Origin of the sequence: Brevundimonas sp. NIBR10, from assembly GCF_027912515.1 — a bacterium.
Taxonomy (GTDB): Bacteria; Pseudomonadota; Alphaproteobacteria; order Caulobacterales; family Caulobacteraceae; genus Brevundimonas.
Map to the genome: position 1 here is coordinate 171,210 of NZ_CP115464.1, position 13,480 is coordinate 184,689.

The window sequence follows — 13,480 nt, forward strand, 5'->3', positions numbered from 1 at the left end:
GGACGGCGTAGCGAAGCGTAGCCAGGGTGGGGTCCGAACGTGCGGAGTGCGATCCCTGCACTTCCCCACCCGCGCTCGCTGATGCTCGCGCTCCCTCCCCACAACGGGGAGGGAGAGAATCACTCCAGCCTGTCCGCCTTCCGCAAACCCGGGAACATCGCGGACCAGATTCCCGTGGCGGCCAGGGCGCCGATCCCTCCGACCACCGCCGCCCCGACGGCGCCCAGGATGCGGACCATGACCCCCGAATAGGCCTCGCCCAGTTCGTTGGACGCCCCGATGAACAGCATCGAGACCGACGACACCCGGCCGCGCATATGATCGGGCGTGGCCAGCTGGATCAGGGTCTGGCGGATGTTGACGCTGATCATGTCGGCCGCCCCGCCGACGAACAGGGCCGCCGCCGACAGCCAGACGATCCGCGACAGGCCGAACGTCAGGGTGGCCAGGCCGAATACGGCCACGGCCGCGAACATCCAGATCCCGCCATGCCTGACGATCGGGAAGCGGCTAAGATAGATGGCCACGACCATGGCCCCGACGCCGAACGAGGCCCGCAGCAGGCCGAACCCTTCGGGGCCCACATGCAGGATGTCTCGCGCGAAGATCGGGGTCAGCAGGGCTACACCGGCCATCAGCACCACGATCAGGTCCAGCGAGATCGCCCCGAACACCACCTTGGTCTGCCACACATAGGCCAGCCCCTCCTTGACCGATTCGAGCGGTGACAGGGGGTTGGTCTGGGGGGCGGGCTTGCCGCCGGTGCGGATCATGATGAAGGCCGCCACCCCCATCAGGAACAGGCTCAGCGACACCGCATAGGCCAGGGGCACATTGACCCCGACGATCACCCCGCCCAGGGCCGGACCGGCGATGGCCCCGACCTGAAAGGCGATGGCCTGGGCCGCGATGGCCGGCGGCAGGGCGCGACGTCCGACCACCATGGACAGGAAGGCCTGGCTGGCCGGGGCAAGAAAGGCCCGTGCCGCCCCGAACAGGGCCGCAACGGCAAGCAGGCCCCACAGCGGAGGATCGCCGTGCAGCGCCATCAGAAGGAAACTCAGGGCGCAACTGGCCTCGACCAGGACCGAGATCCACACCGTCATCTTGCGATCGCGCCGATCGGCCATGGCCCCGGCGGGCAGGGTGAAGGCCAGCAGAGGCAGGAACTGGCAAAGGCCGACCAGGCCCAGATACAGGCTGGCCTGCTCGACCGGATGATCCCGGCGCGCGATCTCATAGACCTGCCACAACAGGGCCGAGGACTGGATCTGGATCGCCAGCACGGCGACCACCCGCCCGAACCACAACAGACGGAAATCGCGAATGCCCCACGGGCTTGCGGGGCCCTCGGGCGGTGCAGGCGGAAGGGGTGGGACGGCAGAGCCGGTCTCGAGTGTCTCGGTACTCACGTGCGCCGATCATGCTTGGGGTACGGCGTCCCGTCCCGGTGGAAATAGCGGTCCGCGCCGAGCGGCAGGACCATGTCGATACCGGGGTAGTCGGCCCCGTCGCCGGTCGGGTTGCGCGTCCCGACCTCCAGCAGAACCGCCTCGGCACACGATCGGTTCTCGATCCGGTGGCCGTTCGGCACGCCCGCCTTGAACCCGGCGCAGTCGCCGGCGACCAGCACCGTCTCGGTCATGGGCTCGTCCTCCAGGCCCTCGACCAGCACCACCTCGCCTGACACCACCCAGACGAACTCGTCCTCGGTCAGATGCCAGTGCCGCTGGCTCGACCAGGCCCCGGCCGGCAGGCGCAACAGATTGACCCCGAACTGGTCCAGCCCCGCCGCATCGCCCAGCCGCCAGCGACGGCGCGGCAGACATGGCCCGGCGAAGGCGTCGGGATAGGAGGTTCCGTGCCCGGTCGGGGCCGCATCCAGATCGATCTTCGGCATCGGCGTCCCCTTCCCGGCCGTCAGGGCCTTCTCGCAGTCGCGTAAGGTCCCTAAAGCATAGGTCCATGAGCGCCGCATCAACTCCTGTCATTGATCCTGTCGAACTGACGCAGGTCCTGATCCGCCGCCCGTCGGTGACCCCCGCCGACGCCGGGGCCATGGACGTCTTGCAGCGAGTGCTGGAAGGGCTGGGCTTCACCTGCCGCCGGATGCCGTTCGAGGGCCCGGGGGGCGAAGGCGTCCACGCCCGGATCGAGAACCTTTATGCCCGGCGCGGGACAGCCTCGCCCAACCTGTGTTTCGCCGGCCATACCGATGTGGTGCCCACGGGTGCCGAGGCCGGCTGGTCCGCCGATCCGTTCGAGGCCGAGATCCGCGACGGGATCCTGTACGGGCGGGGCGCAGCGGACATGAAGGGCGGCATCGCGGCCTGGGTCGCGGCGGTCTCCGCCGTGCTGGCCGACGGTGAACCGGGGGGGTCGCTGTCCTTCCTCATCACCGGCGACGAGGAGGGCCCGGCCCTGCACGGCACCAAGCGGGTGGTCGAGACCCTGATCGCCGAGGGTGAGGTCATCGACGCCTGCGTGGTCGGCGAGCCGTCGTCCCAGAACCTGCTGGGCGACATGATCAAGATCGGCCGGCGGGGCTCGCTGAACACCTGGATCACCGTCCATGGCAGGCAGGGGCACGTCGCCTATCCCCACCGGGCGGCCAATCCGGCACCCGTGCTGGTCCGGCTGCTGGCCCGGCTGGACGCCTGGGTCGTCGACGAGGGCTATGAGGCCTTCCAGCCGTCGAATCTGGAGATCACCACCATCGACATCGGCAACGGCGCGACCAATGTAATCCCGGCCCAGGCGAAGGCCCGGCTGAACATCCGCTTCAACCCGGCCCAGACCGGCGACGGCCTGATCGCGCATCTGGATGCCGAGGCGGCCAGGGTCGCGGCCGAGAGCGGGCTGGAGATCACGCTCGAGCACATGTGTTCCGGCGAGGCCTTCCTGACCCCGCACGGACCCTTCGTCACGGCGGTCCAGGACGCGGTCGAGACCGAGCTGGGTCGCCGGCCCGAGGCCTCGACCACCGGCGGCACCTCCGACGCCCGCTTCATCCGCGCCATGTGCCCGGTTCTGGAGCTGGGCCTGGTCGGCCAGACCATGCACCAGTTCGACGAACGGGTTCCGGTGGAAGAGATCGTGGCCCTGACCGGCACTTATCGAAGGATCATCGAGTCTGTGCTCGGCACTTCGGGGGCGACCGCCGCGACCACCGGCGCGCTTGCCGCTGAGGGGCGTGGCGCGTAAGCGAACCGCCATGTTCGGCCTCGCCAACCCCGCCCGCTTTATGCGCTTCACCGGCCCGCTGGTCCCGTGGCTGTGGGCGGTCGCCGCCGTGCTGCTGGCCGTCGGAACCTGGCTCAGCTTCACCGCGCCGGGGGACTATCAGCAGGGCGACACCGTGCGGATCATGTTCGTCCACGTTCCGGCGGCGTCTCTGGGCACGATGGTCTATGCGGCGTTGGGCGTGTCCAGCTTCTTCGCCCTGGTGTTTCGCCATCCGCTGGCCGACGCCGCCGCGCGCGCCGCCGCCCTGCCGGGTGCCGCCTTCACGGCCCTGGCCCTGATTACCGGTTCGCTCTGGGGCCAGCCGATGTGGGGGACGTGGTGGGTCTGGGATGCGCGGCTGACGAGCGTGCTTGTGCTGTTCCTGTTCTACCTCGGCTATATGGCGCTGCGTTCGTCGATCGACGACGAGACCAAGGCCGGGCGCGCGGCCGCCGTGCTGGGTCTGGTCGGGCTGATCAACCTGCCGATCGTGAAGTTCTCGGTCGATTGGTGGAACACATTGCATCAGCCGGCGTCGCTGCTGCGCGCGGGAGGCTCCAGCCTCGATCCGGTCTTCCTAACTCCGCTCCTGACCATGATGGCCGCTTACGGTGCCCTGTTCCTGGCCATCTGGCTGACGGCGATTCGTACCGAGGTGACCCGCCGCCGTGTCCTGACCCTGCGCGCCCGCGCTGCCGCAGGAGCCTGAAGCCATGCCCGATCTCGACATGACCCCCTACGCCGCCTTTGTCTGGCCCGCCTGGGGCATCAGCGCCCTGGTTCTCGCCGGCCTGGTCGCCCGCGTCGCCGTCGCCGCGCGGCGCTGGAAGGCCGAACTTCGCACGCTCGACAAAGAGGACAGTGAGTCGTGAACCGCTGGCTTGCCATCGTTCCGCTGGTCGTGCTGGTCGCCCTGACCGCCCTGTTCATCGGCTGGTCGCTGAAGCGCGATCCCGCCTACAAGCCCGACGCCGCCGTCGGCCAGACGGTGCCCGAGACCGTCCTGCCGATTCTCGCCGACGGCGTGGCGGGGCCTCAGAACGTGGACATCCGCACCGCCGGGGTCGGACGGCCGATGATCGTCAACCTGTTCGCGTCCTGGTGCGCGCCGTGCCGGATCGAGCATCCCCGGCTGCTGGCGCTGAAGGCGCGCGGCATCGCCGTCGTCGGCGTCGCCTACAAGGACGAGCCCGAAGCGACCCAGGCCTTCCTCGACGAACTGGGCGATCCCTATTCGATGGTCCTGGTCGATCGCGAGGGCCGGGCCGGTCTCGATCTCGGCGTCTCCGGCGTGCCGGAAAGCTTCGCGGTGGACGCCATGGGGCGGGTCGTGGCGAAGTCGTCGGGACCGCTGCTGACCGACGCCGACGTCGACCGCCTTGTCGCGGCTCTCGTGGCCCCGCCCCGCCTGCCGCCCACGGCGACCGAGCGGTCGCGGCCGGCGGAATAGGCCGGCCTTTCCGTTAACCCTTTTCCGCCCGGCGCACGTTAACCATAGCGCATGAGCACGATCCGTCCCGACCTGCCCGCGATTCCGGCCCCGTCACAGGGTGCCGCCCCGGCCGTCCGCGCGGCCCAGGCCGACTTCTTCCGCGCCGCCATGGCCCAGGTCGGCGGCTATGCACAGACGCCGGCCGCTCCCGTCCCGGCCGCCGAAACGCCAAAAGCCGCGCAGGGCGATCGCCCCGCCCGGCCCGGCAGTCTTCTCGATATCAGGGTCTGAACGTCCGCGCCGACAAGGCCGGCGTCAGTTGACGGGCGCGGCCTCGGCCTCGGTCACCGCCGGCTCGGCGTCTTCCTCGACGAACCAGTAGCCATAGGTCACCGGGCACATATCGACCGCCAGGATCCGGGGCTCACCCGGTCGCGACCGACAGACTCCAGGCGACACGAAATCGACGATCCAGTCGAGCACAGCCATCGTAACCTCCCGACCGCTCTTCGGCGGCCTGAAAGGAAATCTGTACCCATCGCGCCCGACTGTAAAGCCTGAGCCGTTCGGGGCCTGACGTCAGGAAACGGGCTCGACGGCGACGACCGGCGCCTTCGCCTTCTTGGGCTTCTTGTCCTTCTTGACGGGCCGGACCTCAGTGGCACCGGCCGCAGCCTTGTCGATGCCGTCCGCCTTGCGCGCCAGCTTCTCAGCCTTGCGGGCCTTCTTGGCTGCCTTGGCCTCGGCCTTGGCCAGATCAGGGGCGGCGTCGGCTGCATTGGCCAGATCCGACAGAAGTTCGATGAACCCATCGCGCTTGCCCTTGGGCAGCAGGGCCAGGATGCGCCGGTCGGCCGCCTCGACCCGGGGCCGCGCGGCCTCCAGCAGGGCCGTTCCGGCGTCTGACAGTTTCACGGCCTTGGCGCGTGCGTCGATCGTCGACTTCTCACGCTCCAGCAGCCCCTTGGTGGTCATCCGGGCCACCAGGTCGGCCAGGGTCGAGCGGTCGATGCCGGTGGCGCGCACCAGATCGGTCTGGGTCAGGCCCGACTTCGCCGACACCGCCTCCATCACCGCGAACTGGCGCTGGGTCGGGCCGTCGGGGCCGGCTTCCTCGGAATAGATGTCGAGCGCCAGTTGCAGCACCCGATGCATCAGGTGGCTGGGCGATTCGGCCAAGGCCCCGCTGCGCTTCGACTTGCCGGACTTCACCATGGTCGATTTCCCCTGAGACAAACTATGCCTCTACCGTGGACGGAGGGTTATCAGCGAGGCTTTACGGTTTCGCGACAGCTTTGCCTGTGGCGCTTCGCGCCGCGCTACGCTCGGCTCACGGAGCCTCGCTGCTTGAGCGCGCTGCCGCCCTCTAGGGCATCACCTCTGGCTCGATCGGCGCGGTCGCGTCGACCGGGGCGTCCGACACCAAGTTCTTCATGATCAGCGGCACATTGGCCAGTCCGAAGGCGGACGAGGCGATCCACAGCACGCCGCGGAAGCTGACCCAGACATCGGCGGGATCGACATCGGTCATGCCCAGCCGCCCGGTCGCCCAGCCCACCAGGGCCTCGGATCGGACAAGTTCGTTCACAATGGCGACCGCCGCGAAAAAGAATCCGTACCGGATCGTCAGGATGCGCCATGCCCGGTCGTTGACCGGAATGACCGACCCCAGAAGCGCCTTCAACGGCTCCTTTTTCAGCCAGACCCCGCCCAGCAGGGCCACGGCCAGGGACGCATTCAGAACCGTCACCTTCAGCTTCACGAACAGGTCGTCCTGGAACACCAGGGTCAGCACCCCGAACACCAGGGCGAATCCGCCGACAAGCAGCGGCATCAGGGCCAGGCGCTTTTCGACCAGCAGCCCGACCGCGATGGCCACCGCTGATCCCGCCACCAGCCCCCAGGTCGCCTGGACCAGGGCCTCGGAGCCCGGCATCCCCCTCAGCCGGAAGAACAGGAACACCGCCGCGAACGCCGCCAGCGCCCCGAAATCCACCACCTGGCGCACCCAGGTGGGATGTTTGGCCGTTGCATGGGTCTCGCTCATTCAGTCCTCCAGCCCGACCAGTGAACGAGAGAACGCACGAGCGTCGAAGGGTTGCAGATCCTCGATCCCCTCGCCGACCCCGATCAGCTTCAGCGGCGCATCCGACGCCTGGGCGACGGGCACCAGGACCCCGCCCCGTGCCGTACCGTCCAGCTTGGTCATCACGATGCCCGAGACGAAGGCGGTGCGCCCGAAGATCTGCTCCTGGGCCAGGGCGTTGCGCCCCACCGTGGCGTCGAGCACCAGCAGGGTCTCGTGAGGCGCCTCCGGCTCGATCTTCTTCAGCACCCGCACGATCTTGAGCAGTTCGTCCATCAGGGCCGACTTGTTCTGCAGCCGCCCGGCGGTGTCGATCAGGACCACGTCATAGTTCTCGGCCCGCGCCTTGGTATAGGCGTCGAAAGCCAGGCCGGCGGGGTCGGCGCCGTCGCGGCGGCTCTCGAAATCGGCGCCGGCACGTTCGGCCCAGACCTTCAGCTGTTCGCGGGCGGCGGCGCGGAAGGTGTCGCCGGCGACGATCATCACCTTGGCGCCCTTGCCCGTCAGGTCGGCGGCGATCTTGCCCAGAGTCGTGGTCTTGCCCGAGCCGTTGACGCCGACGAAAAGCACCACATAGGGCTTGATGCCGCCCGCCACGCCGTCGGGTCCCAGGGGATCGAACGTCGCCTGACGCGGCAACAGTTCGGCCGCGACGGCTTCCGCCAGCGCCTCCTTGACCTCGCGCTCGTCCGACACCTTGCCGAAGCGCAGGGCACGGAAGCGTTCGACGATCCGGTCGGTGGCGGCGGGGCCCAGATCGCTCTCGAGCAGATGCTCCTCCAGCCGCTCCAGCGCCGCCTCGTCGAGCGGCTCCTTCGTCATGCCGCCGACGACCGTCTCGGTGATCTGTTTGGAGGACCGGGCCAGACCGTCCGACAGACGCTGGAACCAGCCCTTCTTGGGGGTATCGTTCATAGGCAGGGCTTTAGACATCACCGGATCAAAGGTCACGTTCGGAGTGACAATCAGACCATCCGTGAAATATCCGCTCATCCCGGCGGAAGCCGGGACCCAGGTCTTTGGGCGATGAGACGATCAAGTTGCACGCAGTGGCGATCCCACACGCCGTGCCCTACAAAAGCACTGGCTCCCGGCTTTCGCCGGGATGAGCGGAACTGATTATGCCCGAGACCCATCCTTTTTACTCCGCCCGTACCCACGGCTTCGTCCGCGTCGCCGCCGCGACCCCGGTGGTCCACATCGCCGACCCGAAAGCCAACGCCGCCGAACACGAGGCCCTGATCCGTCAGGCGGGCGAGCAGGGCGTCGATCTGATCGTCTTCCCCGAACTGAGCCTCAGCGCCTACGCCATCGACGACCTTCACATGCAGGGGGCCCTGCTGGAGGAGGTGGAGCGGCAGATCCTTGAACTGGCGAAGGTCACGGCAGAAACCGGCGTGGTCGCCGTGATTGGAGCGCCGATCAAGAACGGGGATCGGCTCTACAACTGCGCCGTCGTGTTGGCGAACGGCAAGGTTCTGTCAGTCGTTCCGAAAACCTATCTTCCGAACTACCGGGAGTACTACGAGAAGCGGTGGTTCAGCCCGGCGACCCGACGCGACCCGCTCGTTTCAACGGTTTCCATTGGCGATGGTTGGGCCGGCTTTGGGCTCGACACAATTTTCGCGGCGGAGAACCGACCCGGATTCATCTTCGGCGTCGAAATTTGTGAGGACTTTTGGGCCCCCCTTCCGCCGTCGACGCGCCAGGCGCTGTCAGGGGCCCGAATACTGCTGAACCTGTCGGCGTCCAACATCGTCATCGGCAAGTCAGATGACCGGGCCCTGCTCTGCTCCAGCCAGTCGGCGAGGGCGATGGCCGCCTATGTCTTCACGGCCTCGGGCTGGGGTGAAAGCACCACCGATTTGGCGTGGGACGGTCAAGCCACCATTCATGAGTTGGGTGCGAAACTCGCAGAGGGTCCGCGCTTCTCGATGGAATCCCACCTGACGATCGCCGACGTCGATGTGGACCGCATCGGCCTTGAGCGTCTTCGCACGGGCACGTTTGCCGACTGCTCCCGCATGGAGTTGGAACAGGATGTTTTCATGCCGCTGGGCTTCGACGGCTCTTCTGAAGCCGCGGATTTCCCTCTCCTCCGCCCCCTCGACCGCTTCCCCTTCGTCCCCGACGATCCCGCGCGGCTGGATCAGGACTGCTACGAGGCGTTCAACATCCAGGTGCAGGGGTTGATGCGGCGCCTGAAATCGACGGGCTCGAAAAAGATCGTCATCGGCGTCTCGGGCGGGCTGGATTCGACCCAGGCCCTGCTGGTCGCCTGTCGCGCCTTCGACCGGCTCCAGATGCCGAGGACGGACATCCTGGCCTACACAATGCCGGGCTTCGCGACCTCGGACGGCACGAAATCCAATGCCTGGAGCCTGATGACGGCGCTGGGCGTCACCGGGGCCGAACTCGACATCCGTCCCGCCGCCGAACAGATGCTGAAGGACATCGGCCATCCGTTCGCGGACGGCCAGCCCGTTCACGACATCACCTTCGAGAACGTGCAGGCGGGTCTGAGGACCGACTATCTGTTCCGGCTGGCGAACCAGAACCAGGGCTTCGTGCTCGGCACCGGCGACCTGTCGGAACTGGCTTTGGGCTGGGCCACCTATGGCGTCGGCGACCACATGAGCCACTACAACGTCAACGGCGGGGTGGCGAAGACGTTGATCCGGCACCTGATCCGCTGGGTCGCGGGCCGCGACGACATGGCCAGCGCCGCCGACACCCTGAACGCCATCCTCGACACCGAAATCTCGCCCGAACTGGTCCCCGCCGGCGCGGACGGGAAGATCCAGTCCACCGAGGCCACCGTCGGCCCCTATGCCCTGAACGACTTCTTCCTGTTCTACATCACCCGGTTTGGGCTGAAGCCGTCGAAGGTCGCGTATCTGGCCCATCAGGCCTGGGGCGACGCCGCGCGCGGGGCCTGGCCGATCAACACGCCGGATGCGGAGAAGGTCGAGTACGACCTGGCCACCATCAAGTCCTGGCTGCGCAAATTCCTGATCCGCTTCTTCCAGACCAGCCAGTTCAAACGCTCGGCCCTGCCCAACGGCCCCAAGGTCGTCACCGGCGGATCTTTAAGCCCCCGCGGCGACTGGCGCGCGCCGTCGGACGGCAATGCGCGGGTCTGGCTGGATGAACTCGACGCGAATGTTCCGGAGGCGTAAGGGGCGCGGATGACCGACACCCCGACCAAGGATTCCAACGGCAACCTTCTCGCCGACGGCGACAGCGTGACCCTGATCAAGGACCTCAAGGTCAAGGGATCGGGCGGGGTGACGCTGAAGCGCGGCACCCTGGTCAAGAACATCCGCCTGACCGACGACGAAGCCGAGATCGAGGCCAATGTCGACAAGGTGCGCGGCCTTGTCCTCCGGACCGAGTTCGTCCGGAAAGCATAGTTCCTTCTCCCCTTGCGGGAGAAGGTGGCCGAGCGAAGCGAGGTCGGATGAGGGGTCGCGCCGATCTTTGATGTGGGCGTCGAAAGCACTCACGGTCGACACCGAACTACCCCTCATCCGTCAGCCTTCGGCTGCCACCTTCTCCCGCAAGGGGAGAAGGAAACCCGTCCGCCTGTAAATCGCCGCTCTCTTCGGCTATAGGGCCTGCGCTCAAGCAGCGAGCGACCGCGTCGCGAGCGTTAGCGCCCTGAAAAGTCTCCCCGATGAAATTCCTCGACCAGGCCAAGATCTACATCCGTTCCGGTAACGGCGGGGCAGGCTCCGTCTCGTTCCGGCGCGAGAAATTCATCCCCAACGGCGGCCCGGATGGCGGCGACGGCGGCAACGGCGGCTCGGTCTGGATCGAGGCGGTCGAGGGGCTGAACACCCTGATCGACTATCGCTATCGCCAGCATTTCAAGGCCGACACCGGCCACCACGGCCAGGGCCGCCAGATGCACGGCGCCAAGGGCGAGGACGTGGTGCTCAAGGTCCCGGTCGGCACCCAGGTGCTGGGCGAGGACAAGGAGACGGTCGTGCTGGACATGGTCGAGATCGGCCAGAGCGAATGTCTGCTGCGCGGCGGCAACGGCGGCTGGGGCAATGTCCGCTTCAAGGGGCCGGGCAACCAGGCGCCCCGCCACGCCAATCCGGGCCAGGAAGGCCAGGAGATGTGGATCTGGCTGCGGTTGAAGCTGATCGCCGACATCGGTCTGGCGGGCCTGCCCAACGCGGGCAAGTCGACCTTCCTGGCGGCGTCCTCGGCGGCCCGGCCCAAGATCGCCGACTATCCGTTCACCACCCTGGCACCCAACCTCGGCATGGTCGATCTGTCGCCGGGCGAACGGTTCGTCATCGCCGACATCCCCGGCCTGATCGAGGGCGCGTCCGAGGGTGCCGGGCTGGGCGTCCGGTTCCTGGGCCACGTCGAACGCTCGGCCTCCCTGATCCATCTGGTGGACGGGACCCAGGACGATGTCGCGGGCGCCTATCGCATCATTCGCGGCGAGCTCGACGCCTATGGCGAGGGCCTGGCCGACAAGACCGAGATCCTGGCGCTGAACAAGATCGACGCCCTGTCCCCCGACGAACGCGAGGCCAAGGCCGCCGAGCTCGAGGCCGCATCCGGCAAGCGGCCGATGCTGGTCTCGGGCGTCTCGGGCGAAGGCGTGTCCGAACTGCTGCGTGCCGCCTGGGCCGAGGTGCGCAAGAACCGTGGCGAGATCGACGAAGAGGGCGACGTGATCCCTTCGACCGCCGCGGGCTGGGCCCCCTGAACGCGTCCGTCTCTGCTGCACCGCGTCAAGGAATCTGACGCGACAGTCCGTTCCCGGCGTGTTAGCGCAAGACTGAGCATAAGCCGCCCTTCTCGTAACGCCGAGCGCCGACCGCCTTGTCCTTCTTCCACGCCGGTCCCGCGCCACAGACGTCCGGCCCCCGCGCCGGTGCCCTGCGCGACGGGCTGAACCTCGCGCCCGGAATGCGGGTCGGCCTGTTCGGCGGGTCGTTCAACCCCGCCCACGACGGCCACGCCCATGTCGCCGAAACGGCCATGAGCCGGCTGCAACTCGATCGCGTCGTCTGGCTGGTCTCGCCCCAGAACCCGCTGAAGGGCCGGCATGAGACCGCGCCCCTGACCGATCGCATGGCCTCGGCCCGGGCCCACGCCCACGGCCCGGCGATGGTCGTCTCGGACTTCGAGACCCGCGCCGGCACCACCTGGACCATCGACACCCTGCGCACGCTCAAGGCCCGGTATCCCAATGTGCATTTCGTCTGGCTGATGGGCTCGGACAATCTCGAAAGCTTCCATCGCTGGCGCGGCTGGACCGACATCATGCGGATGATGCCCGTCGCGGTGGTCGCCCGGCCGGGCTCTATGCTGGAGAGCCGCGCGGCCCCGGCGGCGCGCCGGTTCGCCGGTTTTCGGGTCTCCTCGGACGAGGCCAGGGTGCTGGCCGACATGTCCGCCCCGGCCTGGACCTATCTGACGGCGCCGCTGAATCTCAGCTCCTCGACCGCCATCCGCAGGGCCGCCCGGACCGGCTCCGCTTGAGTCACGTGACCCCGGGCCCCATCTGTGCTAGACACCCGCTTTAGTCACCACCCCGGAGCCCTCCGCTGACCCCCTCGCCCGCGTACGATACGCAAGACGACGCCGTTTCCAACACGGCCCACGAGATGGACGATTTCGAGCCCATCCACGCCGAAGACGGGGAAGAGGCTTCGGGTTTCGACGGTCCCCAATCCGGTGAGCACCGCGGCGTGCTTCCGACGGGCAGCAATGCCCTGGAAACCGCCATCCTCGCCAAGCTCGACGACGACAAGGCCCAGGACATCGTCCTGATCGACCTCAAGGGCAAGTCGCCCATGGCCGACACCATGATCGTGGCCTCGGGTCGGTCGCACCGCCACGTCGGCGCCCTGGCCGACCACCTGCTGCGCACCCTCAAGGAACACGGCCTGGGCAAGGCCAAGGTCGAGGGCCTGCCGCACTGCGACTGGGTTCTGATCGACGCCGAGGATGTCATCATCCACCTGTTCCGGCCCGAGGTGCGGATGTTCTACAACATCGAAAAGATCTGGGCCGTCGACAGCGCCCACCGCACACCCACGGCGGTCTAGGTTTCCTTCTCCCCTTGCGGGAGAAGGTGGCAGCCGAAGGCTGACGGATGAGGGGTCACACTGAACATTGGGGTCGAGAGCCGGCGCCTGAGCTGTCGCGACAGTGCGACCCCTCATCCGACCTCGCTCCGCTCGGCCACCTTCTCCCGCAAGGGGAGAAGGATAACCGATGAAAATCTCCATCCTCGCCATCGGCAAGCCGGGTCGGGGCCCCGAGGCCACCCTCGCCGCCGACTACGCCCAGCGCGCCGGCCTGTCGGGCCGCGCACTCGGCCTCGGCCCGCTGGACCTGATCGACCTTGACCCCCGCAAGCCCGGCAAGGCCCCCGAGGCCGAACTGATCCTCGCCGCCGCCGAGGGCGCACACCTGATCGCCTGCGACGAGCGGGGCAAGGCGTATTCCAGCCGCGCCTTCGCCGACCACATCGCCCTGCTCAGAGATCGCGGCGAGCGGCGGCTGGTCTTCGCCATCGGCGGTGCCGACGGGCTGGACGCCAGTGTGCTGGCGGCGGCCGGATCGACACTGGCCTTCGGGCCCCAGACATGGCCCCACGCCCTGGCCCGCGCCATGCTGGCCGAACAGATCTATCGGGCCGTGACGATCCTGGCCGGATCACCCTATCATCGCGATTAGCCCATGACCCCGAAAAGTGTCTGCGG

17 protein-coding genes are annotated in these 13,480 nt (G+C 67.8%); 11 read left to right on the plus strand and 6 right to left on the minus strand.

The window, feature by feature from the left end; genetic code table 11:
• Window positions 1-119: 119 nt before the first annotated feature.
• Entirely contained in the window at window positions 120-1,412 is a 1,293-nt protein-coding gene (locus O5K39_RS00885; RefSeq protein ID WP_271145427.1) for an MFS transporter, read from the minus strand.
• Window positions 1,409-1,900, minus strand: coding sequence for a cupin domain-containing protein (locus tag O5K39_RS00890; protein ID WP_271145428.1), 492 nt, complete (start codon window positions 1,898-1,900; stop codon window positions 1,409-1,411). The genes O5K39_RS00885 and O5K39_RS00890 overlap by 4 nt, the downstream gene beginning before the upstream one ends.
• 65 nt (window positions 1,901-1,965) lie before the next feature.
• Here O5K39_RS00890 and dapE point away from each other — a divergent pair, with 65 nt between their 5' ends.
• From dapE to O5K39_RS00915, 5 genes are read left to right on the plus strand one after another with little or no spacing between them, the layout of a single operon-like run.
• Window positions 1,966-3,204 carry a succinyl-diaminopimelate desuccinylase gene (gene dapE, locus O5K39_RS00895; protein WP_271145429.1) on the plus strand — a complete coding sequence of 413 codons (1,239 nt, stop codon included), beginning with the start codon at window positions 1,966-1,968 and terminating at the stop codon, window positions 3,202-3,204.
• A gap of 10 nt (window positions 3,205-3,214) precedes the next feature.
• Complete coding sequence (locus O5K39_RS00900) at window positions 3,215-3,934, plus strand: heme ABC transporter permease (RefSeq protein WP_271145430.1); 720 nt, start codon at window positions 3,215-3,217, stop codon at window positions 3,932-3,934.
• A gap of 4 nt (window positions 3,935-3,938) precedes the next feature.
• Window positions 3,939-4,097: a heme exporter protein CcmD gene (gene ccmD, locus O5K39_RS00905; protein ID WP_271145431.1), complete on the plus strand. Its 159-nt coding sequence runs from the start codon at window positions 3,939-3,941 to the stop codon at window positions 4,095-4,097.
• Window positions 4,094-4,675: a DsbE family thiol:disulfide interchange protein gene (locus tag O5K39_RS00910; RefSeq protein ID WP_271145432.1), complete on the plus strand. Its 582-nt coding sequence runs from the start codon at window positions 4,094-4,096 to the stop codon at window positions 4,673-4,675. Before ccmD ends, O5K39_RS00910 begins: the two co-directional genes overlap by 4 nt.
• 51 nt (window positions 4,676-4,726) lie before the next feature.
• A complete protein-coding gene (locus tag O5K39_RS00915; protein ID WP_271145433.1) occupies window positions 4,727-4,948 on the plus strand; it encodes a hypothetical protein in 222 nt (73 codons plus the stop codon).
• A 24-nt stretch (window positions 4,949-4,972) separates the two neighbouring features.
• On the opposite strand, the gene O5K39_RS00920 is transcribed toward O5K39_RS00915, so the two are convergent.
• From O5K39_RS00920 to ftsY, 4 genes are all read right to left on the minus strand, one after another.
• On the minus strand, window positions 4,973-5,146 hold the full coding sequence (locus tag O5K39_RS00920) for a hypothetical protein (protein WP_271145434.1): 174 nt from the start codon (window positions 5,144-5,146) through the stop codon (window positions 4,973-4,975).
• Window positions 5,147-5,236: 90 nt separating this feature from the next.
• Window positions 5,237-5,872, minus strand: a complete 636-nt coding sequence (locus tag O5K39_RS00925; protein WP_271145435.1) for a MarR family transcriptional regulator — start codon at window positions 5,870-5,872, stop codon at window positions 5,237-5,239.
• A 151-nt stretch (window positions 5,873-6,023) separates the two neighbouring features.
• Window positions 6,024-6,704, minus strand: a complete 681-nt coding sequence (locus tag O5K39_RS00930) for a septation protein IspZ (protein WP_271145436.1) — start codon at window positions 6,702-6,704, stop codon at window positions 6,024-6,026.
• Complete coding sequence (ftsY, locus tag O5K39_RS00935; protein ID WP_271145437.1) at window positions 6,705-7,658, minus strand: signal recognition particle-docking protein FtsY; 954 nt, start codon at window positions 7,656-7,658, stop codon at window positions 6,705-6,707.
• Between the two features lie 206 nt (window positions 7,659-7,864).
• Here ftsY and O5K39_RS00940 point away from each other — a divergent pair, with 206 nt between their 5' ends.
• From O5K39_RS00940 to rlmH, 6 genes are all read left to right on the plus strand, one after another.
• On the plus strand, window positions 7,865-9,922 hold the full coding sequence (locus O5K39_RS00940) for an NAD(+) synthase (RefSeq protein ID WP_271145438.1): 2,058 nt from the start codon (window positions 7,865-7,867) through the stop codon (window positions 9,920-9,922).
• A 9-nt stretch (window positions 9,923-9,931) separates the two neighbouring features.
• Complete coding sequence (locus O5K39_RS00945) at window positions 9,932-10,156, plus strand: alkylphosphonate utilization protein (RefSeq protein ID WP_271145439.1); 225 nt, start codon at window positions 9,932-9,934, stop codon at window positions 10,154-10,156.
• A gap of 263 nt (window positions 10,157-10,419) precedes the next feature.
• The gene (gene obgE, locus O5K39_RS00950) at window positions 10,420-11,472 is read left to right on the plus strand and encodes a GTPase ObgE (RefSeq protein WP_271145440.1); all 1,053 of its coding nucleotides are present in this window, start codon (window positions 10,420-10,422) and stop codon (window positions 11,470-11,472) included.
• Window positions 11,473-11,588: 116 nt separating this feature from the next.
• Window positions 11,589-12,251: a nicotinate-nucleotide adenylyltransferase gene (locus O5K39_RS00955; RefSeq protein WP_271145441.1), complete on the plus strand. Its 663-nt coding sequence runs from the start codon at window positions 11,589-11,591 to the stop codon at window positions 12,249-12,251.
• 125 nt (window positions 12,252-12,376) lie between these two features.
• Window positions 12,377-12,820 (plus strand): ribosome silencing factor, encoded by a 444-nt coding sequence (rsfS, locus tag O5K39_RS00960; protein WP_271145442.1) that lies wholly within the window; start codon window positions 12,377-12,379, stop codon window positions 12,818-12,820.
• A 169-nt stretch (window positions 12,821-12,989) separates the two neighbouring features.
• Entirely contained in the window at window positions 12,990-13,454 is a 465-nt protein-coding gene (gene rlmH / locus O5K39_RS00965) for a 23S rRNA (pseudouridine(1915)-N(3))-methyltransferase RlmH (protein ID WP_271145443.1), read from the plus strand.
• Window positions 13,455-13,480: the final 26 nt, after the last annotated feature.